The sequence below is a fragment of the Arcobacter sp. YIC-80 genome, assembly GCF_044841725.1.
Taxonomy (GTDB): Bacteria; Campylobacterota; Campylobacteria; order Campylobacterales; family Arcobacteraceae; genus Arcobacter_B.
The window spans coordinates 1-25326 of record NZ_JBJBSI010000005.1 but is presented as its reverse complement, the minus strand read 5'-3'; the positions used below and the strand labels follow the sequence as shown (position 1 = coordinate 25326).

Genomic DNA, 25326 nt, shown 5'->3' with positions numbered 1-25326 from the left:
AAAGCTTCAATTCGATATAATCGCCTATGGCAAAATTTAAAGTTCAATCAGAATACTCTCCAGCAGGAGATCAACCAAAAGCAATAGAGGCCTTAAGTAAAAGTATCCAAGATGGAAACCAATATAACACACTATTAGGTGTAACAGGTAGTGGTAAAACTTATACTATGGCAAAGGTAATTGAGAAGACTCAAAAACCAACTCTTATTATGACTCATAATAAAACTTTAGCAGCACAGTTATACTCTGAATTTAAGCAGTTTTTCCCAAATAATCATGTTGAATATTTTATCTCTTACTATGATTATTATCAACCAGAAGCATATATTCCTAGAACTGATTTATTTATTGAGAAAGACAGTTCGATTAATGCTGAGTTAGAAAGACTAAGACTTAGTGCAACAGCTTCACTTTTATCTTTTGATGATGTTATTGTAATCGCGTCTGTATCAGCAAACTATGGTCTTGGTAATCCAGAAGAGTATAAATCTATGGTTCAAAGAATTGAAGTAGGTTTTGAATATTCTCAACGAGAGTTTCTACTAAAACTTGTGGAAATGGGTTATAAAAGAAATGATAAATTTTTTGATAGAGCGGATTTTAGAGTAAATGGAGATGTTATTGATATTTTCCCTGCTTACTTTGAAGATGAGTTTATTAGAGTTGAGTTTTTTGGTGATGAAGTAGAATCAATTACAAAACATGAATATTTAACAAATAATAAAACAAAAGAGTTAAATGAAGCGATAATTTATTCTGTAAATCCATTTGTTGTATCAAATGATAAATTAGCAACAGCAGTTAAACAAATAGAAGAAGAGTTAGATGAAAGACTAACTAACCTAAAAGCAAATGATAAATTAGTTGAATATCAAAGATTAAAACAAAGAGTTGAGTTTGATTTAGAGATGATTGAAGGTACTGGTATGTGTAAGGGAATTGAAAACTATGCAAGACATCTTACAGGTCAAAAGCCAGGAGAAACACCATACTCACTTATGAACTATTTTGAATCTATGCACGAAGAATTTTTACTTATAGTTGATGAGTCACATGTATCACTTCCACAGTTTAGAGGAATGCATGCAGCAGATAGAAGTAGAAAAGAAGTACTTGTAGAGTATGGATTTAGACTTCCAAGTGCACTTGATAATAGACCTTTAAAATTTGATGAGTTTATTAATAGAAAAGCTTCATATCTTTTTGTATCAGCAACTCCAAATGACTTAGAAATAGAAAAAAGTGCTGTAGTAGCAGAACAGATTATTAGACCTACAGGATTACTTGATCCAAAAATTGAGATTATGGATATTGAACATCAAGTTGAAAAACTTTACGATGAGGTTAAAAGAGTAATTGAAAAAGATGAAAGAGTTCTTATTACAGTTTTAACTAAAAAAATGGCAGAAGAGTTAGCTTCTTATTATTCTGATTTAGGAATTAAAGTAAAATATATGCACTCTGAGATTGATGCAATTGAGAGAAATCAGATTATTAGAGAGTTAAGACTAGGTGAGTTTGATGTGTTAATTGGTATTAACTTACTTAGAGAAGGGCTTGATATTCCTGAAACTTCTTTAGTAGCTATTTTAGATGCAGATAAAGAAGGTTTCTTAAGAAGTAGAACCTCTCTTATTCAAACAATAGGAAGAGCTGCAAGAAATCAAAACGGTAGAGTAATATTATTTGCTAAAAAAATTACAGATTCTATGCAATATGCAATTGATGAAACAGCTAGAAGAAGAGAACTTCAAGAAGCACATAATAAAAAACATGGTATCACTCCAACATCAACAAAAAGAAGATTAGATGAAAATCTAAAACTTGAAGAGTACGATGATTTGGCATGGAAAAAAGAGAAGATGGAAAAAATGCCTGCAGCTGAGAGAAAGAAGATCTTAATTGAGTTAAATAAACAAATGAAAAAAGCTGCAAAAGACTTAAACTTTGAAGAAGCTATTAGACTTAGAGATGAAATTGATAAAGTGAAAAAAATATGAAAAAAGCAACAAAAAAAGATATAGAGATTATAAAAGAAGCATTTGTTGAAAAATATTCAGATGCAGTTACAGAGTTAAATTATAGAAATGATTATGAATTATTAATAGCTATTATTTTATCTGCGCAATGTACTGATAAAAGAGTAAATATTATAACACCTGCACTTTTTGAAAAATATCCAAGTGTAAAAGAACTTGCCGTAGCAAATTTAGAGGATGTAAAAGAACTTCTAAAGTCATGTTCATTTTTTAATAATAAATCGAAAAATATTATTAAAATGGCTCAAAGTGTACTAGAGGATTTTGGAGGAGAAATTCCACATAATCAAAGGGAACTTATGAAACTTGCAGGTGTCGGAAATAAAACTGCAAATGTATTTATGATTGAGTTTGAAGGAGCTAACCTTATGGCTGTTGATACTCATGTATTTAGAGTTTCTCATAGATTAGGTCTATCTGATGCTAAAAATGTTGATCAAACAGAAGCTGATTTAGTAAAAAGATTAAAAGGAGATGATTTACATATTTTCCATCAAGCTATGGTTTTATTTGGAAGATATATTTGTAAAGCAGTAAAGCCAGACTGTGATAACTGTCTTTTCCCTCATGTATGTAAGACAAAGTCATCTTTTAAACCACAATAACTTTAAAATAGGTAGATAGTGTTATCTACCTATTTTAATCTACATTCTTCTTTGAAATTTTTAAAGACATATTCATCTTCAATTAATTGAGCTTCAACATTTTTTGCTTCACAAACTAAATCTTTTCCATTTTTGTTTATTATATAAATAAAATCATAAATTTGTTTACTACTACTTAAAACTTCTAAACTAGTTTGATTGATAGAAAGTTTTTCTATTTTTATACCTTTTTCATCTAAGTAGTTTGCTTTAAAGGCATTTGGGAGTTTATTTTCTTCTAAGTGATTTAAATACACTGCACCTGTAATAAGTAAAATAACTATACTTATAAAACTAATTAATTCTTTTTTTGTAAATGTTTTTTTTATCTTATAAACTACATAAATTATTAATGCAATAATAAGTAATGAAAATATTAAAATTTGCATTTTTATCCTTTTTTTGAATGAAGCTTATTTTTAAAAGCATCTCTTGATAAATATTTTGAATTTGTAGGTTTTTGTATAAACTCATCTTCTAAAACTGCTTGTTGTTTTATAGCTTTTTTTTCTTGTATTTTATTTAAAATATTTTTTTCGTCTATACTAATATTTTTTATTAGATCACTTTTTAGATTTTTCAGTATTACTAAAAGTGTTTCGACATTTTGCTTATCAACATCAAGTGTAATTTTACTCAATACCTATCCTTTTTTCTTTGGATTATAACAAAGTTTCACCAAACTTAACATTTATTTAACTAATAATTAATATTAAATTAACACCTATATAGGATAATTTTCGAAAATATTTATCAAGGAAAAATATGAAAAAGATTACTACAATTTCACTTTTATGCGCTGCGAGCATTTTAAGTGCAAATGATATTATAAAACTTGAAAAAATTGAAGTTCAAGAAAAAGTAAATACTAAAATAGTAAAAGATGTAAGTAATAATCAAATTAAAAGTGCTGACTTAGCTGAATCGCTGATGAAAAATGTTCCTTCAATTTCAATTGTTAGAAGAAGTGGTATAGCAAATGATATCATTTTAAGAGGTCAAAAAAAAGATAATATTAATATTTTAATTGATAATGCGAAAATATATGGTGCATGTCCAAATAGAATGGACCCACCAACTTCTCATGTATTATCAAACAATATAGAAAGTGTAGAAGTAATTGAAGGCCCTTATGATGTGGAAAATTTTGGTACTTTAAGTGGAAAGGTAAAAGTAAATACAAAACAACCAACAAAAGAATTTAAAGGTGAAATCAATGCAGGTTTAGGAAGTTTTGGATATCAAAAACTAAGTGCTAGTGTAAGTGGAGGAAATGATAAGTTTAAAGTATTAGTATCAGCCTCAACAGAAAAGAGTGATCAATATGAAGATGGAAATGGAAATGACTTTTTAGAACAGCAAAAAGCTCATGGTGTGCCAATGTCTAATCAATACTCAAAAAGTGATTTAGAAGCTTATGAAAAAAAGACAATTTTAACAAAACTTATTTTTAATATAGATGATAGTAGTGAGATAAAACTATCTTATAATGCAAACAGAAGTGATAATGTTTTATATCCGAATACACCAATGGACGCAGATTATGATGACTCAAATATTTATACTTTAGGGTATACAAAAAGAGATTTAGGAAAATATTCAAAAGAGCTAAATTTTGATTATTATTACTCAGATGTTGATCATCCTATGAGTGTAAGAGAAAGAAATAATGCTATGATGATGAAAAATATTACAAATCACATGAAAAGCTCAATTAAGGGACTTAAACTTAAAAATAGTATGGAACTTTCTGATACTTTATATACTTTTGGTTTAGATGCAAGTCAAAGAAACTGGAAAGGTAGAAAATTTAAAAGTGATTTATCTATGGATACAGTTAGTTTAGCTTCAACTGATACTACAAATAAAGCTTTTTTTGTAAAAGTTGAAAAAACTTATGGTAAATTTGATTTAGAGTTTGGTTCAAGATATGACTATACAGATATTGATAATATTTCAATAGACAATGATAAAAAATATACTTCCTTAAATGCAAATATATTTACTACATATACAGCAGATGAAAATACAAAATATTTTGCAGGAGTAGGGAAGGCTTCAAGAGTTCCTGATTCAAGAGAATTATATTATTCAGGTAGTGGAAACAAAGATTTAGAACAAACAAAAAACTATGAAATTGATCTAGGTTTTGAAAAAACAATAGGGAGCTTTAATATTAGAACAAAAGCTTTTTATTCAAAACTTGAAGATTATATCTATAATACTGGAACTTTTACAAATATAGATGCCAAAATATATGGTTTAGATATAAGTGGTTTTTACTACTTAAATGATGAATTCTCATTTGATTATGGAATTGCATATCAAAGGGGAAAAAAAGATGGAGATTATGCTGATAAAGATTTAGCTGAAATTGCACCTTTAAAAGGAAATTTTGCTATTAACTATGAAAAAGGTGATGCAAAATTTACTACTGAAATTATAGCTGTTGATAGTTGGGATAGTTTTGATTCAGATAATGGAGAGCAAGAGTTAAGTGGATATACTGTAGTAAATACAAAATATAGTAATAAAATCACTAAAAATATTGGATTTACACTTGGAATTGATAATATTTTTGATAAAACTTATACATCAACAAATACTTATAATGATATTAAATATATAGGAAATGGAAATACTGAATTATTAAATGACCCAGGAAGATATTTCTACGCAAATTTAAAATATAGCTTTTAATAGCTATATTTTAATCAAAATCAATTCTAACTTGAGTTTGGCCAGTTGTTCCAAACTCATGATCTATTTTTTTAGCTATTTCTTTAAAGTCTATACCTTGTACCGTTTTTAAACTCTTAAATATTTGTTTTTTTCCATTTATAAGCTCTTTGGATTTTATTCCATGTGAGATTGATAAACTAGCTTCTATAAAAGCTGAAAGTTTATCACATTGTTTTAAAGCTATTCCATCAATAGTATTATATTTATCACTATTATATTTTGAGGTATCTTCTACAATCTCAATTTTGTCTATATATATTTTATTTAAAAACTCTTCTTTCTGTCCATCATAAAGTCCTAGGATATAAGAAAATTCATCATGTAAAGTTGCAGGTATGAAAGGAAGAATATCATCTTCGATTTTTTGTATTTCATATTCAGCAATAATATCAGATAGATTATCAACTGAGTATTTAACAGGTGTGATAATATCTCTTGTTAGAGCTTCTGGTAAGTCGTGAAACAGTGAAGTGAAGAAATTATTTTGAAGTCTTTTATCACAGGCATTTATATCTATTGAGAAAAAGTAACTAAAAACTGCAACTGTTAACATGTGTCCTAGTACTGATGTTTCTGGAACCCTTGGAGTTTGAGCCCATCTTTTTTGAAACCTTAATCTTCCACTTAAATCAACTATTTTTGCTAATTTTTTATTTAAAGCAATTTTTCTGACACCTATTAGTTCATAATAATCCTCAATCTCTTCTTCTACACTTTTTTTAACATCTTCAATATCAGATAAGAAAGCTGAGGTTTGATAAACAATAGAAAATTCCCATTTTGTTGCTAGATAAGAAGCTGCTTTTAGTATAAATCTTTCTTTTTTATACATATTTGGAGTTTTTAAATACTCTTCAAACTTTTGAAGAAAATTTCCATTATCTATATCTTTTAAAGAAGGGCTTAACTTTGAGATTACCCATTTATTGATTTCATCAGCTTTTCTTTGTAAAGCTTTTCTAAATACATCAGGTCTAATATCAGTTACAACAACTCTTCTTAGAAATTCAAATATACCAGCTTCTATTAAATGTGTAAAGTTTACATCTTTTTCTAATTTTGCTATGAAGTAAGCAATGATGAACTTATGAGCTTGTTTGTCAAGCTCTACAAGTTCAACCATTCTTGGATAGTCATTCCATCTTTGGATTGAAGCAGATGAAAATATATCATCAATAATTTTTGGATTTATCACTTTTTATCCTTTGGGTCTTTTTTATCATCTCCAAAAAACATCATTTTTTTCCCTAGTAGCATTAAGGCTACAACAGCAAACATCATTAAATATACTTGCCAAGGCTCTCTCATGAAAAATCCTTTTTTATTTTAGTTTTATACTCTACAAGAACCCATTTTCCCTAAAGCATTTATTTTTTCAACTCTTCCTTCGTGTCTTCCACCTTCAAAAGAAGAATTATTCCAAGCATCAACTATAGCTTCAACCATTCCATATCCAGAAACTCGCTCACCCAAACAAATTACATTTGCATCATTATGTTCTCTAGCCATTTGAGCTGAATATTCATTGTGACAAAGAGCAGCTCTAATACCATCAAATTTATTTGCAGCCATACTCATACCAATACCAGAACCACAGATTAAAATACCTTTGCTTCCTTCATTATCTAATACATTTTCACATACTTTTGCCGCAAAATCAGGATAGTCAACTCTATCTTTACTGTTTGGTCCTAAATCAACAACTTCATGGCCTCTTTTTTCAAATAACTCTTTTACGTAAGCTTTAATATCAATACCTGCATGATCAGCCCCAATAAAATATTTCATTAATAAATTCCTTCTTTATGTTCTATTTTAAAATTTTTCTTGTCCATTTCTTCTTCTAATGTTTCTACAGATTTAAACATTCTATCCCATCTAATTTTATAATCATCATCCCATGAGAAGTAAATAAACCATGGTTTCCCCACTATATATTTATAAGGAACTGTTCCCCAAAATCTTGAATCATTAGAATGATCTCTATTATCTCCCATCATAAATGTTTCATCTTCTGGAATTTTTACAGGCATCATATTAAATAGTTCACTTGGATGTAAACCATTATTTACAACGCTTGGATCATTATGAACTCCAGGATGCTTTTTTTTGTATGGATTTATAACCCAAAGTTTATTATCATACTCTATAATATTTTCTTTTGGATAATTTGCTTTTACGTATTCATCCCCTTCTTTAGGATGAAGGTAAAGGTTTTTATTTTGAATAGCAATAATATCGCCACCAGTAGCAACTGCTCTTTTTACATAATGTATCTTTTCATTTTTTGGATATCTAAATACTACAATATCACCTCTTTTGGGTCTATCTCCTTCTATTAAATGCCCATTGTCATTAAAATCAGGAAGTACTTTTACTTCAAGCCAAGGAATCCTTGGTGTTGCTATCCCATAAGAAAATTTTTTTACAAAAAGCATATCCCCGATTAATAAAGTATTTTTCATAGAACCACTTGGAATTACAAAAGCTTGTGCCACGAAAAAAATAATTGTTAGTACTATTACAATAGTACCAGTCCATGAAGAGGACCAGTCATATAATTTTCTAAACATTTTTACCTTCTCTTTTATCTCTTAATTTTGCAGCTTTAAGAGTATTTTTAAGTAGCATACCAATTGTCATAGGTCCAACTCCTCCTGGAACAGGTGTAATAAATGAACATTTATCTTTACAATCTTCAAAATCAGCATCCCCAGTTAATTTACCTGTATCAAGTCTGTTAATCCCAACATCAATTACAACAGCACCATCTTTTAACATATTACCTTTAAGTAAGTGTGGAACACCAACTGCTATGATTACTATGTCAGCAGCTTTTGTATGAGCACTCAAGTCTTTTGTTCTTGAGTTACAAACAGTTACAGTTGCTTTTGCATTTGTAAGTAATGATGCCATTGGTTTACCAACAATATCAGATGAACCAATAACAACACAATTTTTACTACTTAATTCAATATTATGTTCCTCAAACATTCTCATCACACCAAATGGAGTTGCTGGTAAAAATGAATCTAAATTAGAAACCATTCTTCCTACATTGTATGGGTGAAAACCATCTACATCTTTTAGTGGATTAATAGCTTCTAAAACTGTAGTAGTATCAATATGTTTAGGTAATGGTAATTGAACTAAAATACCATCAAGTTTTGGATCATTATTCATTTTTTCGATTAATTCTAATAACTCTTCTTGAGTTGTAGTCGATGGTTTTGTATGTACCTCTGAGTAAATTCCAGCAGCTTCACAAGCTTTGTGTTTGCTATTTACATAAGTTGCACTTGCAGCATCATCTCCTACTAAAACTACTGCTAATCCTGGAGTAATTGATTCTTTATTTTTAAGTTCTTCAACTTCAACTCTTACTTCTTCTTTTATTTTTGCAGATAACGCTTTCCCGTCTATTAATGTCATGGAGCTTAACCCTTATTTATATTGTTAATTTTAAACAGATATATTATCTAAAAATCGATTACAAAAAGTTAAACTTAAAATAGAGTAAAACTTAAACAAACTTAAAGTTACTTTCAGGTAAAATCGCGCTTCAAAATTAAAAAAAAGGATAGTTATGTTAGAGGGTATCGTAAGAGATAGTATGACAAAACAAGCAACAAAAACTTTAAGAAGAGATGGTTTCTTAATTGCAAACATTTACGGAAAAGGTTTAGAGAATATTTCAGCTGCATTCAAAAGAAATGATTTTATTAGATTTATGAAAAATAAAGATAGTTTAGCATTTGATGTAAAAGTTGGAGATAAAGAATTAAAAGTAGTGGTTCAAGAGTACCAAAGATGTCCAATCACTTCTGATTTATTACACGTTGATTTAATGGTAGCACAAGCAGGTGTAAGAGCATCTTACAAAGTTCCTGTAGTAGCAACTGGTATTGCAAAAGGTATCAAAAACAAAGGTCTTTTAATGGTTCACACTAAAAGAGTTCCTGTTAAATGTACATTTGAAAACTTACCAGAAAACTTCACTCTAGATGTAACTGACTTAGATGTTGGGAATAACATCTTAATTAGAGATTTAGAAATGCCAGAAAATGTTGATTGTTACTTAGATCCAAGAGTTCCAGTTGTTGGTGTAATTAAAGCTAAGTAATTTTAGACTTATGAACTTAATAGTTGGTCTTGGAAATATTGGTGAAAAATACCAATTAACACGACATAATGTAGGATTTTTAGTTATCGATGAGATAACTAAAAACCTTACAACTGCAAATATAAATAAAGCAAACTTTCATTCAACACTTTTAAAATCAGGCTACAGCCTATATTCAAAACCTACAACTTATATGAACAACTCAGGATTAGCAGTTCATGCCATAAAAGAGTATTATAAAATTGAATTAGAAGATATAATTGTTATTCATGATGATTTAGATTTACCATTTGGAGCTGTAAAGTTCAAAATTGGTGGAGGTCATGGGGGACATAATGGTCTAAGATCACTTGATTCTCATATTGGAAAAGATTATATAAGAATAAGAATAGGTATTGGAAAGCCTGCAAATAAAAGCGAAGTTGTAAATTATGTATTAGATAACTTTTCAAAAGAAGAATTAAATAAACTACAAGATATAATACCTCATACTATTAAAGCGATTGAAGCACTTAAAAGTGGGGAAGACATCGCTCAAGTAAAATCTAAATTTACATTGAAATAAAATGAGCATATTAACTAAATATATTTTAAAAAAATACTTACTAAATTTTATTATTGTTTTAATCTCCCTAGAACTTTTTTTCGTAGGAATAGATTTTTTACAAAATTTTAAAAGTTTACCTAATTCAGCAAACTTACAACTTTTATATCTTTTATATAATGCTTTTTTTACTTTAACATTAGCATTACCTTTATCTATTATTTTTGGATGGATAATTACCTTAGTTTTATTTATAAAAAATAATGAACTTGTTGCTTTTAATGCTGTGGGAAGTACAAGAAGTAAAATATATATGCCTGTAGTAATAATATCGATTTCATTAATATCATTATTAGTTTTGCTTCAAGCAACACCTTTAGCATACTCTTATGATCAAAAAAGAAAAATCTCTAATGGAGATTATTTCACTAATACAAAAGCAGATATTTTTTTAAAATATAATGATAATTATGTATATTTCAAAAAATTATTACCTTTGGAAAAAAAAGCTGAAAATATCCATATTTATAAAGTAAAAGACAATGATATTACTCAAACAATTATTGCTAAAAATGCTTATTTTCAAAATGATAGATGGTATATAGTAGATGCAAAAGTAATAACAAAACCTTCAAATTTGGAAAAAGCCAATGCAAAGCTAGAAGTAAAATACGAAAAGTTTTTACACACTCTTGATGGATTTAGACCAAAAATTTTGGATAATGTTTATGAATCAAAATCTAATTTTTCTATTTTCGATGCAGCTTCAGCTTTAATATTATTAACAAATCAAGGAATTAATACGGATAAAATTAGAGGAGCTTTATATAATCAAATAGTTGTACCATTTTTTGTTATTCCTTTGATTCTGTTGACATTTGCTTTTGCTTCTTTAAATAGTAGATTTTTTAATATGGGAAAATTTGTTTCTTTTAGTGTTTTTGGAACACTTATAGTTTGGGGTATATTTTTTATGCTTTATAAGTTTACAAATGGTGGTATTTTAATTCCAGAAGTGTCTATTTTACTTCCAATGGTAATTTGGGTACTATTATCACTTTATATTTATAATAGAAAAATAAATTCCTAAAGGTAATACTTAAATGAAATCACATGCAAAAGCTTATGGTGTAGTTCCTTATCTAGTTGAAAATAATGATATTAAGATTTTATTATGTAAATCAGTAATGAGTAGAGATAAATGGGGTTGCCTAAAGGGAATGAAGTTAAAAGATGAAACTGCTTTTTCTTGTGCCAAAAGAGAGTTTTTAGAAGAGAGTTCTATTGATATTGAAATAGGCTTATTTGAAGATTATTTTGAACAAATTAATCTAGAAAAAGATATAGGAATTTGGTTAGTAAATGCTAATAATATAGAAGATTTAGATGAGAAATTTAATGATTATGTTTTAAAAAGTAATTATTTATCTTGGGAGAATTCAAAAGTAAAGTTTTTTTCATTGGATGATTTACCTCCTATAAAGAAAAAACAATCAAAACTTATAAATGAGATTAAGGATTTTTTAGAAAATAAGAATCTATTCCATTAGCAATACCTTTTGCTAATAACTTTTGGTATTGAGTACTATATAATCTTTTACTTTCAATAGGATGAGACATATATCCTAACTCTATTAAAATAGAAGGCATTTGAGCTCCTACAAGAACCCAAAATGGTCCTTCTCTTACTCCTGAGTCATTTACACCTTTATATTTTGTTTTAATTGATTGTAAAAGCCCTGCTTGTACATCAATAGCTAGTTTATGTGAAGCTGTAATTCTTGGTCTGTTTAATGATTCTAAAAATGCAGCTTTTGTTGAGTTACTCATTTTTCTTACATCAACACTATTTTCTTTTGCAGCAACTCTTTTTGCTCTTTCATTTCTAGCAGGGCTTAAGAAAAATGTTTCAATTCCAGATATTCTGTGGGCTTTACTTTTTGGAACTGAGTTTGCATGAATTGAGATAAAAATATCTGCATTTTTTTTATTTGCTAAAATTGTTCTATTTCTTACTTTTATAAAACTATCATTATGCCTTGTTAAATAAACTTTATAACCTCTTTTTTTTAGCATATAGTATAATTGTTTTGAAACTTTTAACGTAACAACTTTTTCATACCTTTTATTTGGTCCTACAGCTCCTACATCTTGTTTTCCATGTCCAGGGTCTATTACTACTACTTTATCTTTGAAAATGTTATATAGACTGTTTTGTGAAGTTTTTGATGTAGTAGGTAGATTAAGTATTTTTATTACCAATTCTTTTTTATTAACTATATAAATAAGTTTTAAATCTTTTTTATTACTAAGTCTAAGTCTTAGGTTATTTGAACTAGTTTGGCCTACTGCAATTTTATCTATACCATTTATTTTAAGTTTTATTGGTTTTGCATATTTAAATTTACCTTTGATATCAAAGACTTCTTGAACTAATCCATTACTTTTATATGTCACATATTTAACATCTTTTTTTGATATATTTTTGTTAAATTCAACAATTATTTTATTTTCTTGAGTATACAAAGTTCTTATGTTATTCTTTTTATCAATAAACTTATTATCAATTATAGGTGAAGGTTTACTCTTTAAAATTGTTTTTTTCTTTTGTATTTTTAAATCATCAATAGTTATAATGATTTGTTTTTTATCTACTAAATATGAAGTTTTAAGATTTTTTTTATTTGATATTACTATTCTTAAGGTATATGGTTTAAACTGTCCTACTACAATTTTATCAACACCTTTTATAGAGATTTTAGTCTCTTTTGCAAAAGGAAAATTGCCTTTTAAATCATATACATCTTTAGTTAAATCTTTGCTTTTTAACTCAAAAAATCTTAAAACATCATCTTTACTTACATTATTTGAGTAGTTAATTACTATATTATTTTCTAGTGTATATATAGACTCAATTTTATTTTTTGTTGATGTTTGAAAGAAATTTGTTTTTTTTGTTTCTGTAATTTTTTTCCCAAGAGATTTATCTTGTCTTTTTAATAAAATCTCAAGTTTTTTCTTATCAGGAGTTGTGTCTTTATTTAATTTCTTCCCTAAAATAATAAGTTTTCTTAAGGAATTTATTTTTTGTTCATTGTCTTTTTTTAGAACTGCTTTTAGGTAGCTCATTTTAGATGAATGATATTCATCTTTTAAGCTATCACTAAAAGCATTTAAAGAAAATGTTATTAGTAAAAGATTAAGAATAAAAAATTTTTTAAAAATTTTTATTCTCCTTTTGTTAATTTTTCCATTAGTTCTTTAACACTAATAATTTTGTTGATTCTATAACCATTTGCACCAGTGAAAAATAAACCTGTATCAGTATCTCCATTGTATGCTGCACTAAGTCTATCTGCAATACAATATCCTACTGCTTTAGCTTCAACACCTCTATTACAAGGAGCTACACAGTTTGAAATACATTGTACTTTTGGTGCAGTGTTATTTTCCATAGAAAATTGTAAATTAGTTCTAACTGATCTTGCTGGTAATCCAACAGGTGACTTACCTAATTTAATATCTTCTTCTTTTGCATTTAAAAGAACATTTTTAAGATTTGCATGCGCATCACATTCATAAGTTCCAATAAATCTTGTGGCCATTTGTACACCTGTACAACCTAAAGCTTGGAATTTTTCAATATCTTTTTTATCCCAAATTCCACCAGCTGCAATAATTGGAATATCTTTACCCCAGTTTTTTGATTCTTCAATAACAGGTCCAACTATATTTTCTAATTGAAATTCTTCTTTAAAACAATCTTCATATTTAAATCCTTGATGACCTCCACTAAGTGGACCCTCAACGATTATTGCATCTGGAACTCTATTATATTTTTGCCATTTTTTACAAATTAGTTTTAATGCTCTTGCACTAGATACAATTGGTACCAATGCTACATCTGGATAATCTTGAGTAAATTGAGGCATGTTTGTAGGAAGCCCCGCTCCTGTAATTATGATGTTGATACCTGCTTCACAAGCATCTTTTACCATTCTTCCATAATCATTACAAGCATGTAAAATATTACATGCTAAAGGTGCGTCTCCACAGATTTTTCTTGCATTTTCTACAATTTCAAAAAATGCATCTCTTGAATAAAAATTTGCAGCATCTTTAGGCTTATCTTTTCTCATTACTACTTGTACATTTTCACTTTTATGTCTATAGTATCCTGTACCTACAGAAGAGATAACTCCTAATCCGCCTTCTTTACTTACATTTCCAGCTAATTGATCCCAACTTATTCCTACACCCATTCCTCCTTGGATGATTGGATGTTTTATTTCATATTTTCCTATTTTCAAAATTAGCCCTTATTTATTTTATTAATATCTTAGCGAAATTCTTTTTACCTTTTTGTAAAATATACTCACCTTTTTCTAAATTTAGTTTATCATCTGTTACTTTTTGTTGGTCAATTTTAACTGCACCAGCTTTAATATCTCTTCTTGCTTGAGAAGTAGAATTTACAAGATTAGCATCAACTAGGACTTGACAAATCCAAGAATTTTCTTCAAATGTGTATTCTTCTATTTCAGTTGGGATGTCTTTTTTAGCAAATACTTTTTTGAATTCTTCTTTTGCTTGCTCACCTGAACCAATTCCATGGTATCTATCAACAATTTCAACTGCAAGCATATCTTTTGCATCTTTTGGATGAACAGTTTTTTCATCAACTGCTTTTTTTAATTCTTCAATTTCTTTTAATGATTTAGAAGATAATAATTCAAAATATCTCCACATTAACTCATCTGAAATTGATAAAACTTTTCCAAACATATCAAATGCTTCATCTGTAACACCAATATAGTTACCTAAAGATTTAGACATTTTTTGAACTCCATCTAAACCTTCTAAAATAGGCATCATAAGTACAGCTTGTTGTTTTTTACAGTTATAAGCTTTTTGTAAAGTTCTTCCCATTAATAAGTTAAATTTCTGATCAGTTCCACCCATTTCAATATCAGTATCCATAGCAACTGAGTCATATCCTTGTAATAGTGGGTATGTAAATTCACTTACAGCAATTGGAGTTTTTGCAGCATATCTGTTTGCAAAATCATCTCTTTCAAGCATTCTTGCTACTGTTAAGTTAGAAGCTAAACCTATAAGTCCTGCTGTTCCTAGTTCATTTAACCATTTTGAATTAAACATTACTTTTGTTTTTTTTGGATCTAAAATTTTAAATACTTGTTCTTTATATGTTTCTGCATTTTTAAGTACTTGTTCATTACTTAAAACTTTTCTAGTTTCACTTTTTCCTGTTGGATCACCAATACTAGCAGTGAAATCTCCAATTAAAAATTGAATAATTCCACCAAATTTTTGGAAAGTTGCCATTTTTTGAATTAAAACTGTATGCCCTAAATGTAAATCAGGTGCTGTTGGATCAAATCCAGCCTTTACATTAAAGTTTTCACCTGTTTCAAAATATCTTCTAATAAGTTTTTCAATTCTTTCTAAATCTATTATTTCAGCAGTTCCTCTTTTGATTTCTGCTAATGCTTCTTTAATTTTTTGTTCCATTAACTTATTTCCTTCACTTAATTTTTATATGCATCTTTTTTTGAAAAAAATTCTATTACTTTTACTTTTTTTTCTATAATTTTTTTAACTTCGTCTATATTTGATTTATTAATTTCAAATTCAATATCACAATATTGTCTATATGAGTGTTTTTGTCTACCATAATCTACAGATAATATATAACCTTCATATTGACTCATATATGTTAACAATCTAGCTAATTCACCTTTAGTATTTGGAAGACTTACTAGCATTTTATATTGATATAGTGTATCTCTTGTCCATTTACAAAATAACATTTGGTGTTTTTGTTTGATTTTTTCGTATGCTTTATCACACATTTTATGGTGAAGTATTGCTTCATTACCATTTCTAAAGGCTACTATGTCATCACCAAATTTTGGATGACAACAGTGGTCAAATGATACAGAATTAATACTAAAATTTGAATATACTAAGACATTATCAAATTTAAATTCTTTTACTTTACTAGTTAAAATCTTAAATCTAGTTACTAAACCTTTATCTTTTACTATGCTTTTTTCAACTGTTTGTTTTACATATTTAAAGTACTCAGGAATTTCTGGAACTTTATATGGGGCTTCAAAAGGGTATTTTTTCGAAACTTCATTGTGATATCTTGAAAAAATAGTATCAATTATATTTTTACCTGACATTTCATCAATTTCTCTTTTTCTATGTGCACATAAAAATTTGATTTGTTTTTTTGCTCTTGATGTTTTAACCATATCATACCAAGTACATCTAGGAATCTCTTTATCTCCTATTTCTATTGTTACAATATCTGTACTTTTTAACTCTGTAAGAAGAGGCTTTTTAATTTTATTTATATAACAAGCAATAGCTTTTTTACCAATATCACTGTGAATAGCAAAAGCAAAGTCATAAGCAGTTGAACCAATTGGTAGATTAAATGTTTCACCTTTTGGAGAGTAAACTACCATATCTTCATCATGAAGATCATTTTTTGTATCTTGATAAAACTCTTCAATATTATCATTTGAAAATTCTAAAGATTTTAGCCAGTTTAAATTTGTAGTATTCTTTTCACCTGATTTATATTTCCAGTGTGCTGCAATACCAAATTCTGCAATTTTATTCATTTCAAATGATCTTATTTGAATCTCATAAATTTTTGAATTTGAAAACACTGTTGTATGTATAGTTTGGTAACCATTCTCTTTTGGTGTTGCTACATAGTCTTTAAATCTTGAAATTAAAGGCTTAAATTCTAAATGAATAAAACCTAAGGCTTTATAACATGCAATATCATCTTCTACTAAAATTCTAATAGCAAATAAATCAAGTACTTCATCTATTGAAATACCTTTTCTTTGCATTTTTAAATAAATAGAATAATGATGTTTAACTCTACTATAAATTTTAAATTTTTCTGGATCAAAGCCATTTTTTTCTAAAAGCTTAGTTGTTGTAGCAATAAAATTATTAAAATTTAATTGCATTGCATGTTGTTGTTCTTGTAAAAACTTATCAATTTGTTTATATTCATTTGGATAAATATAATAAAAAGCTAAATCTTCAAGAGTATTTTTTAAAGTAGAAATACCAAGCCTATTAGCAATAGGTACATAAACAACTAAAGTCTCTTCGGCGATTCTTTTTTGTTTATTCGCTGGAAGTGCTGATAGAGTTAGCATATTATGTAGTCTATCACAAAGTTTTACAACTAAAACTCTAACATCATCAATAGAGGCAATAAGCATTTTTCTAAATGTTAGTGCAGAAGAGATTAGTTTAGAGTCATTTTTACTATTTGAAGATATAAATTCACTTTCTCTAATTTCAACAATTTTTGTTAAACCATCAACCATGTGGGCAATGTCACTACCCCATTGTTCTGTAACATAATCTAATGAAAAATTTGTATCTTCTACTACATCATGAAGTAGGGCTGTTGCTATAATAGCTTCATCTTGGGAAAAGTGAGCAGTAATACAAGCAACAAGAATTGGATGCACACAATAAGGTTCACCGCTTTTTCTAAACTGACCTTCATGAGCTTCTATGATAAAATTGATTAAATCGTGTAGTTTAGGGGAAAGATTTGTTTGGTTATTAAGTTCTGCTAAAGCATCTTCAACAGTATTAATATTTTGAATTTTTGTAATAAATGGATCCATGATCACCAACTAAAGTTATAAAAGCCTTAAGCTTTTATAACTATGCTTCTTCTACAAAACCATCAATTTTTAATAAACCATTTGCAATTTCATCAATTGCAATGTCAGTATATTTCATATTTTGAGTATTTTGTTCTAATAGTGGTTTTGCACCTTTACTTAATTCATCAGCTCTTTGTCCAACAGCAATAGCTAAGATATATCTATCATTATTTACTTGCTTTAAGGCTTTTGTCATTCTTTCTTCTAATCTCATCATTAAAAATCCTTTTTTATTTCTATTTTACAATTGAGCATTTACTATAATCACCTTTGATGATATTTAGTAAATTACTTTTTTCATTCATATTTGCTACAACAATTGGAAGGTTGTTATCTTTAGCAAGTGCAATTGCTGTATCGTCCATAACTTTAATATGATCTTCTAATGCTTTGTCATAACTGATTGTATCAAGTTTTACTGCGTCATCATATTTCATAGGGTCTTTATTATATACTCCATCAACTTTAGTAGCTTTGATTAGCATAGATGCACCAATCTCAGTAGCTCTTAAAGTTGCAGCTGTATCAGTTGTAAAATATGGATTTCCTGTTCCAGCACTAAAAATTACAACTCTTCCTTTTTCTAAATGTCTCATTGCTTTTCTTACAATAAATGGTTCTGCTATTTGTTCCATTTTAATTGCTGTTTGTAATCTTGCACTTAAGCCTTTATATTCTAAAGCTTCTTGCATCGCAACGCCATTAATTACAGTTCCCATCATACCCATATAATCAGCACTAGTTCTTTTAATAACACCATCAGCAGCAGCTGTTACACCTCTAATGATATTACCACCACCAATAACAATACCAACTTCAATACCATTATCAACTAGTTCTTTGATTTCATTTGCAATATAGTCTAAAATCTTAGTATCTATACCGTAACCTTCATCTCCTGCTAATGCTTCTCCAGAAAATTTTACAAGTACTCTTTTATTCATCTATGTTCCTTTACAATTTTGCGATTATATCTAAGTTTTAATTAATATTTGATTAACATTGCTTTTAACTTAAAGCCCATTCATAAAAAGGAAGTACATTTATCTTAAATTTTTTATGTTTAATTATCTCTGTATTTGAAATAGTTATAATAAAAAGTTCTTTTATATTATTTTCACTCATATTTTTATAAATTTTTTTTAAAGTGGCATTCATTAAAAATGTATTAAAAAATGGAATAGCAACAATTGCATGACTCTTATTTTTTAAATAAAAGTCTATAGAATCTAAGTAGTAGATTTCTTTGTTTTTATGTATTAGTTCCAAAAAAATCATATTTGTAAACTCATTTTTAAACTTTTTTGTATGACTTATAACATTTAAAAAACTATGATTATAAGAGTATATTTTCTTAGTAGCTTTTTCTTGGTTATATTTAGATAGAAAATAAACTATATTTTCACTCTCTAGTTTTTTACAAGTATCATAAAATTTATCTTTAGAGATTTTTATTTTTGATTTAAGGGTAGTAAATAATTGATATAAAGATTTCTTTTCATCAATGTTTTCAAATAAAATATTTAATATTCTAAAATGTGTATCATCTTTTGCTTGTAGTTTTATAATTTCTTGAAGTCTTTGGGCTTTTCTATGTTCTTCAAAGTTTGATATTTCTGGTAAATTTCCATATTTCAAGAAATTGTTAAAACTTTGAGTAGTATTTTGATATTTTTTATCATGGAGCAAATACTCTTCAAAATCTAAAGGAAATACAGTAATATATCTAAAACCTTTAAGTTTTTTATCTATATTAGAACTTATTATTATACTTTCACAATAAGGAATATCAAAGCTAAAGTCAAAATTTTCAATTACTAAGACTTTAATCTTTTTCTCTCTTAAAAATTCATCTAAAAATATTTTTATTTCTTCTTTATCATTTCTTGGATCATAAAAATCTATATAAATATATTCTTGTGTTTTAAAGTTGGATAAATAGTCATATATTAAAAAACTTTTTCCTACTTTAGGAGCACCTTTTATTATAGTTTTAGGGTGTGTAACTCTGATTTTTCTCTCTATGAAATTAATTTTTGAAAAATTAATCTCATAGCAAGCTTCTAATGTTTTCATTTATTTTTTATTAGATTTATTGCTTCTTTAATTGCATTTATATAACTTTTTGTATTTAGTTTTTGGTTTTTATATGCAATATTAAAAGCTGTTCCATGATCAACAGAAGTTCTAATAATTGGAAGATTTAGGCTTACGTTTATACTTTCATCAAAATATAAAGCTTTAAGAGGTGCTAAGCCTTGATCATGATACATTGCTACATAATAAGTATAATTTTTTCTTGACATTGGTGAAAATGCTGTGTCTGGAACTAAAGGACCTTTAAAGATGTTTTCTTTTAATTCTTTATTTGCAGTTTTAATAGCCTTAAAAATTTGAACTTCTTCTTCCCCTAAAACACCATTGTCACTTGCATGGGGATTTAATCCTAAAACACCAATATTTTTAGCTTTCGTATTTTTGTGGAAGTCTAGTAGAAATTTTAATAAATCTTTTTCTTCTACTTTTTTAGCAACTTTTCTTAAAGGAATATGTTCTGTAAAAAGTCCTACAAACATTTTTTTACATCCAAGCATCATTATTGCATTTTTCCCAAAATAGTCTCTTAGAACTTCTGTATGACCTTTATATTTTATATTTGCTTTATTCCATGATTCTTTATTAATAGGTAAGGTACAAACTGCATCTACTTTTTTCTCATCAGCTAATTTAATAGCTTGCATAAATGAATCAAAAGAGTATTTTCCTGCTTTTCTTGTAACTACCCCTGGTCTAATTTCATGTTCGCCTTTTACTTTAATAGTAGTAAAATCATTAGGAATATCAAGTTTTAATTCTTTTGCAGCACTTTTGAGCATTTTTTCACTAATACAATATATTGGTTTACAAAGTTTTGAAATTTTTTCATGGCTTCTTAATGCAATTTCGATCCCAATACCGTTTAAATCACCAATACTTACAGCTATTTTAGGTTTCATAATTATCCCTATTTAATTAAGTTTTTCATTTCTATTATTGCGTCTTTTAAACCTGTAAAAACAGATCTAGCAATAATACTTTGGCCAATATTTAACTCTTTAATACCTTTTATTTCAGAAATTAAAGTTACATTTTGATAATTTAAGCCATGACCTGCTGCTACTTTTAAGTCATTTTTTTCTGCAAATTTTACAGCTTTTTTAATTTCTTTTATTGATAAAGAAAGTTTTTGTTTTAGGTCTTCTTTACTAAGTTCTAATTGTTTTATACTATGGTGTGTTGTTGATAAGTTAGTATTTAACATTGCATAGATATTGGCAAACGAACCTGTGTGCAGTTCTATCCATTCTACTTCAAGTTTTTTTGATAATTCAATGGCTTCTTTTGTTGGATCAATAAAAAGTGAAACTTCTATTTCATTTTTATGAAGTTTTTTTATTGCACTTTCAAGTTTTTTATATGAACCTTTTAAATCAAGCCCACCCTCAGTTGTAACTTCTTCTCTTTTTTCTGGAACTAGTGTTGCCCGTGCAGGTTTTAACTTGCATATAATATCAATAATATCTTCATCAATTGCACACTCTAAGTTTACAGGTAAGGCTGATTGTTCACAAATTACTTTTGCATCATTATCATGAATATGTCTTCTATCTTCTCTTAGATGAATTGTGATTTGATCTGCACCACTTAGTTTACATATACTTACAGCATCTAATGGGTTTGGGTCGTTGATTTTTCTAGCTTCTCTTAAAACAGCAATATGATCTATATTTACACCAAGTAACAAAATAGGTCCTTTAATAATGGATTAATTTCAATGATGAAATCATATCCAATATTAAATAAAGAAGAGAATAAAAATTAGTTTTTTAAGATAAGTCTTTTAACGTAGCAATATTTGCAGCAAGTTTATTATGAACTTCTAAATATTCATCTTCTGGTTTACTATCTGCAACTACACCTGCACCTGCTTGAAAAATTACTTTATCATCTGTAATCATAGTTGTTCTAATAGTAATACAACTATCCATATTTCCATTGAAACCAAAATAACCAATACTTCCTGAATAGAAATTTCTTTTAATTCCTTCAAATTGTGCTATTAATTCCATAGCTCTAATTTTAGGAGCTCCTGTCATCGTCCCAGCAGTAAAAGTTGCCATAAATAAATCAAACATATCATATTTATCATCTATTACTGCTTCTACATCTGATACTATATGCATTACATGTGAGTATTTTTCAATTCTCATTAAATCAGTAACTTTAACAGTTCCAGCTTTTGCTACTCTTCCCACATCATTTCTTCCTAAGTCAACAAGCATTAGATGTTCTGCATTCTCTTTCACATCATTTTTAAGCTCATTTTCCATTTCAATGTCTTTTTCTAAAGTTTTACCTCTTTTTCTTGTACCAGCAATTGGTCTTAATAATAAATGACCATCTACTAACTTTACCATTACTTCTGGTGAACTTCCTGCTATACAAAAGTTTTCATATTCTAAAAAAACTAAATATGGACTAGGGTTTTTACTTCTAAGAGATCTATAGAAACTTAGATTGTCTACTTTTGCTTTTTGAATAAATCTATTTGACATAAGAATTTGAAATACATCACCTGATCTAATCATTTCTTTTGATTTTGCTACCATTTCAAAAAACTGTTCTTTAGTGAAATTAAATTTTCCTTCATCTAAAATTTCAGCTTTCTTTGGTGCTTCATAATTATATGGAGTATAAAGCTCTTGTTCAATTTTATCAAGTTCACTTTTTTGAGAGTCAATAGAAGTTAACATTATTAGTTTAGATGTTTTATGGGAAAAACCTAGAATTATATTTGGTCGTATTAAGTCTAAATCGGGAATATTTAGTTGATCTTCTAAAGAATTCATAGAGTTTTTAAGAGTAGGTTCAAACTCTTTGCCTATGTCATATCCAATATTTCCAATAAATCCATCTACAAAACCAATACCAAGTTCTAGTGCTTTTTGTTTATAAAACTCTTTATCAAAGTTTTTATAATAGTTTTGTAAAAATTTTAAAGGATTAGAATCGACTTCTTTGATATTTCCTTCTTCATTTTTAAAATAGCAAATTCCATTTTCATACCAAACACGTTCTCTTGCTCCTATTACTATGAAAGAATAGTTCCCATCACTAGAGTTGATAGTACTTTCAAAAAGAAATGTAACTTCTTTTTGATATAGGGCTTTTACCTTTTCATATATTGAAACAGGTGTAAATTGGTCTAAAAATAGTTCTTTACTATAAAAATTCATTAATTGTCCAGTTTAAAATTTAAGAACATAAGCACCGCTTAGGTTCAGTTTTTTCTTAATATCTTCTACATTTTGTTTTGCCGTTGCTCTTGATGAATAAGGTCCAATAAGTACTTTGTTATACATTTTTCCTTTTACATCAACTTTATATATTTTATATTTTAGATTTGCACTTCTAATTTTATTTATATAATTAGCACTTGGTGTTTTACTAAATGCTCCAATTTGCACAAAGTAACCTTTTGGTGCTGCATTTGATGAACTTTGGATTAAGTCTTTAACGCTTTTTTTAGGTTTTACTTCTACTTTTGGTTCTTCTTTTTTTACAACTTTTTTAACAACTTCTTTTTTTTGTTCTACTTCTTTTTTCTTTTGCTCTTTAATTTTAGCAATTGTTGCATCTAAGTCACTCTCAGCTATTGAAGGTTTATTTTTAGGTTTTTCTTCTTCAATTACACTTTGTTTTATTTCATTTAACTTCTCTTCTGAAATAATTTCTTCGTCTTCATTGCTTTTTTTAACTCTATCATTCATTATTTTTTGAAAATTTTCTTCTATGTTTTCTTCTTCATTTGATTGTGAAAACTCAGTTTCATTTTGATTTGAAGTAAAAGGATCCTCTTTTGGACTATCTGTTAAAAGGCGAATTACAATGATAGTTAATAAAAATACTACAACTAAAACTAATCCTAAAATTAGATATTTTTTCTTGTTCTCTTCATTTGTTCTTGAAGATTGAAGCATGATATTATCCAATTCTTGTTCTGTTGGGTCTTCATTATTTCTTTGAGCTTTTGGAGGAACATTATTATTTAAATTAGTAGAAGCTCCTATATGACTTTCTACTTCTTCTAATTCATTTAATTTCTGTTCTAACTCTTCTCTTTCTTGATGTACTTGGATTTTTTTTAAAAAATCATCGCCTTTAATTTCCATAATTGATCCTTATTTATCAAAATTTAGTAAGTAGACTGATTATAAATAACAAACTTGTTAGCTAAATCTTTTAATTCAGCTTTAACAGTAGTTTGAAGATCAGTATTTTCAATATCATCTAATACATCAGCAATTTTATTAGCTATATATTCAAACTCTTGCTCTTTCATTCCTCTTGCTGTTAATGCTGGTGATCCAATTCTAACCCCTGATGTTACAAATGGTGATCTTGTCTCACCTGGTACTGTATTTTTATTTACAGTGATACCTGCATTTTGTAATGCTGCATCTGCATCTTTTCCTGAAAAGTCTTTATTTAAGAATGATACTAATACTAAGTGATTATCTGTTCCACCTGATACAATATCATATCCTCTTGAAACTAATACTTCTCCAAGTTTTGCTGCATTTGCTTTTACTTGCTTAGCATAGTCTTTCCATTGGGGAGCTAAAATCTCTTTAAATGCTACTGCTTTTGCAGCCATTACGTGTACAAGTGGTCCACCTTGTAATCCTGGGAAGATTGCTGAATTAATTTTCTTAGCAATATCTTCATCATTTGTCATTATCATACCACCTCTTGGACCTCTTAAAGTCTTGTGAGTTGTAGTTGTAACTACATCTGCATAAGGGAATGGTGATTGATGTTCATTTGCTGCAACAAGTCCTGCAATGTGAGCAATATCAGCAAATAAAATAGCTCCAACTGCATCTGCAATTTCTCTAAACTTAGCAAAATCAATCTCTCTTGCGTAAGCTGATGCTCCACAAACAATGATTTTTGGTTGAGTAATCTTAGCAATTTCCATTACTTTATCATAGTTAATTCTTCCATCTAATTCTACCCCATAGTAAAATGCTTGGTAGTTTTTACCAGAGAATGAAGGTTTAGAACCATGAGTTAAGTGACCACCATGAGATAAGTCCATACCTAAGATTTTATCACCTGCTTTTAATAATGCTGCATATACTGCACCATTTGCTTGTGAACCTGAGTGAGGTTGAACATTTGCATAGTTACATCCAAAAATTTCACAAGCTCTATCAATAGCTAATTGTTCAGCTTTATCTGCGAATTCACATCCACCATAATATCTTTTGTATGGATAACCTTCTGCATATTTATTAGTAAATACAGAACCCATTGCTTCCATAACTGCTGGTGAAGTAAAGTTTTCACTAGCAATCATTTCTAAGTGTGTTGTTTGTCTTTCTAACTCTTGCTCAACGATATCAAATATCTCTTTATCTGCTGTCTCTAAGTTTGCGCTTGATATGTAGCTCAT

The 25326-nt window shown here is 28.0% G+C and carries 25 protein-coding genes; 7 read left to right on the top strand and 18 right to left on the bottom strand.

Annotated features, from left to right (window positions below; translation table 11 throughout):
• Positions 1-26 precede the first annotated feature (26 nt).
• Positions 27-2000: an excinuclease ABC subunit UvrB gene (gene uvrB, locus ACH5BK_RS08240; RefSeq protein ID WP_404306297.1), complete on the top strand. Its 1974-nt coding sequence runs from the start codon at positions 27-29 to the stop codon at positions 1998-2000.
• Entirely contained in the window at positions 1997-2644 is a 648-nt protein-coding gene (gene nth, locus ACH5BK_RS08235; protein WP_404306295.1) for an endonuclease III, read from the top strand. Before uvrB ends, nth begins: the two co-directional genes overlap by 4 nt.
• 29 nt (positions 2645-2673) lie before the next feature.
• Here the strand turns inward: nth and ACH5BK_RS08230 are convergent, their stop codons facing one another.
• Entirely contained in the window at positions 2674-3072 is a 399-nt protein-coding gene (locus ACH5BK_RS08230; RefSeq protein ID WP_404306293.1) for a hypothetical protein, read from the bottom strand.
• A gap of 2 nt (positions 3073-3074) precedes the next feature.
• Complete coding sequence (locus ACH5BK_RS08225; protein WP_404306291.1) at positions 3075-3323, bottom strand: hypothetical protein; 249 nt, start codon at positions 3321-3323, stop codon at positions 3075-3077.
• A gap of 125 nt (positions 3324-3448) precedes the next feature.
• On the opposite strand from ACH5BK_RS08225, the gene ACH5BK_RS08220 reads away from it, so the two are divergent.
• Positions 3449-5383: a TonB-dependent receptor domain-containing protein gene (locus ACH5BK_RS08220; protein WP_404306289.1), complete on the top strand. Its 1935-nt coding sequence runs from the start codon at positions 3449-3451 to the stop codon at positions 5381-5383.
• Between the two features lie 10 nt (positions 5384-5393).
• Here ACH5BK_RS08220 and ACH5BK_RS08215 read toward each other — a convergent pair whose 3' ends face one another.
• The 4 genes from ACH5BK_RS08215 to folD all read right to left on the bottom strand — a co-directional run bounded on the left by ACH5BK_RS08215 (position 5394) and on the right by folD (position 8857).
• Positions 5394-6620: an HD domain-containing protein gene (locus ACH5BK_RS08215; RefSeq protein ID WP_404306287.1), complete on the bottom strand. Its 1227-nt coding sequence runs from the start codon at positions 6618-6620 to the stop codon at positions 5394-5396.
• Positions 6621-6757: 137 nt separating this feature from the next.
• On the bottom strand, positions 6758-7213 hold the full coding sequence (gene rpiB, locus ACH5BK_RS08210) for a ribose 5-phosphate isomerase B (protein ID WP_404306285.1): 456 nt from the start codon (positions 7211-7213) through the stop codon (positions 6758-6760).
• Positions 7213-7998, bottom strand: coding sequence for a signal peptidase I (gene lepB, locus ACH5BK_RS08205; protein WP_404306283.1), 786 nt, complete (start codon positions 7996-7998; stop codon positions 7213-7215). The genes rpiB and lepB overlap by 1 nt, the downstream gene beginning before the upstream one ends.
• Positions 7991-8857 carry a bifunctional methylenetetrahydrofolate dehydrogenase/methenyltetrahydrofolate cyclohydrolase FolD gene (gene folD / locus ACH5BK_RS08200; protein ID WP_404306281.1) on the bottom strand — a complete coding sequence of 289 codons (867 nt, stop codon included), beginning with the start codon at positions 8855-8857 and terminating at the stop codon, positions 7991-7993. Before folD ends, lepB begins: the two co-directional genes overlap by 8 nt.
• Before the next feature lie 154 nt (positions 8858-9011).
• On the opposite strand from folD, the gene ACH5BK_RS08195 reads away from it, so the two are divergent.
• Genes ACH5BK_RS08195 through ACH5BK_RS08180 form a run of 4 tightly spaced genes read left to right on the top strand, consistent with a single transcriptional unit; the run spans position 9012 to position 11642 of the window.
• A complete protein-coding gene (locus ACH5BK_RS08195) occupies positions 9012-9548 on the top strand; it encodes a 50S ribosomal protein L25/general stress protein Ctc (protein WP_404306279.1) in 537 nt (178 codons plus the stop codon).
• Between the two features lie 10 nt (positions 9549-9558).
• Positions 9559-10113, top strand: coding sequence for an aminoacyl-tRNA hydrolase (gene pth, locus ACH5BK_RS08190; protein WP_404306277.1), 555 nt, complete (start codon positions 9559-9561; stop codon positions 10111-10113).
• A 1-nt stretch (position 10114) separates the two neighbouring features.
• Entirely contained in the window at positions 10115-11182 is a 1068-nt protein-coding gene (locus ACH5BK_RS08185) for an LptF/LptG family permease (RefSeq protein WP_404306275.1), read from the top strand.
• A gap of 13 nt (positions 11183-11195) precedes the next feature.
• Positions 11196-11642, top strand: coding sequence for an NUDIX domain-containing protein (locus ACH5BK_RS08180; protein ID WP_404306273.1), 447 nt, complete (start codon positions 11196-11198; stop codon positions 11640-11642).
• On the opposite strand, the gene ACH5BK_RS08175 is transcribed toward ACH5BK_RS08180, so the two are convergent.
• From ACH5BK_RS08175 to ACH5BK_RS08120, 12 genes are all read right to left on the bottom strand, one after another.
• A complete protein-coding gene (locus ACH5BK_RS08175) occupies positions 11605-13221 on the bottom strand; it encodes an N-acetylmuramoyl-L-alanine amidase (RefSeq protein WP_404306271.1) in 1617 nt (538 codons plus the stop codon). The two genes, ACH5BK_RS08180 and ACH5BK_RS08175, sit on opposite strands and share 38 nt — an antisense overlap.
• Before the next feature lie 98 nt (positions 13222-13319).
• Positions 13320-14402 (bottom strand): nitronate monooxygenase, encoded by a 1083-nt coding sequence (locus ACH5BK_RS08170; RefSeq protein WP_404306269.1) that lies wholly within the window; start codon positions 14400-14402, stop codon positions 13320-13322.
• 13 nt (positions 14403-14415) lie between these two features.
• A complete protein-coding gene (gene tyrS / locus ACH5BK_RS08165) occupies positions 14416-15624 on the bottom strand; it encodes a tyrosine--tRNA ligase (protein WP_404306267.1) in 1209 nt (402 codons plus the stop codon).
• Between the two features lie 17 nt (positions 15625-15641).
• Positions 15642-17786 (bottom strand): RelA/SpoT family protein, encoded by a 2145-nt coding sequence (locus ACH5BK_RS08160; RefSeq protein ID WP_404306266.1) that lies wholly within the window; start codon positions 17784-17786, stop codon positions 15642-15644.
• A 40-nt stretch (positions 17787-17826) separates the two neighbouring features.
• Positions 17827-18045, bottom strand: a complete 219-nt coding sequence (locus tag ACH5BK_RS08155; RefSeq protein WP_404306264.1) for a DNA-directed RNA polymerase subunit omega — start codon at positions 18043-18045, stop codon at positions 17827-17829.
• A gap of 19 nt (positions 18046-18064) precedes the next feature.
• Complete coding sequence (gene pyrH, locus ACH5BK_RS08150; RefSeq protein WP_404306262.1) at positions 18065-18772, bottom strand: UMP kinase; 708 nt, start codon at positions 18770-18772, stop codon at positions 18065-18067.
• Between the two features lie 64 nt (positions 18773-18836).
• Entirely contained in the window at positions 18837-19904 is a 1068-nt protein-coding gene (locus tag ACH5BK_RS08145; RefSeq protein ID WP_404306261.1) for an ATP-binding protein, read from the bottom strand.
• Positions 19901-20827: a 4-hydroxythreonine-4-phosphate dehydrogenase gene (gene pdxA / locus ACH5BK_RS08140; protein WP_404306575.1), complete on the bottom strand. Its 927-nt coding sequence runs from the start codon at positions 20825-20827 to the stop codon at positions 19901-19903. The genes ACH5BK_RS08145 and pdxA overlap by 4 nt, the downstream gene beginning before the upstream one ends.
• Before the next feature lie 5 nt (positions 20828-20832).
• Complete coding sequence (locus ACH5BK_RS08135; protein ID WP_404306259.1) at positions 20833-21612, bottom strand: pyridoxine 5'-phosphate synthase; 780 nt, start codon at positions 21610-21612, stop codon at positions 20833-20835.
• An 82-nt stretch (positions 21613-21694) separates the two neighbouring features.
• Positions 21695-23104, bottom strand: a complete 1410-nt coding sequence (locus ACH5BK_RS08130; protein WP_404306257.1) for an anthranilate synthase component I family protein — start codon at positions 23102-23104, stop codon at positions 21695-21697.
• 12 nt (positions 23105-23116) lie between these two features.
• Positions 23117-24040, bottom strand: a complete 924-nt coding sequence (locus ACH5BK_RS08125; protein WP_404306255.1) for an SPOR domain-containing protein — start codon at positions 24038-24040, stop codon at positions 23117-23119.
• Positions 24041-24063: 23 nt separating this feature from the next.
• Positions 24064-25326 (bottom strand): serine hydroxymethyltransferase, encoded by a 1263-nt coding sequence (locus ACH5BK_RS08120; protein ID WP_404303645.1) that lies wholly within the window; start codon positions 25324-25326, stop codon positions 24064-24066.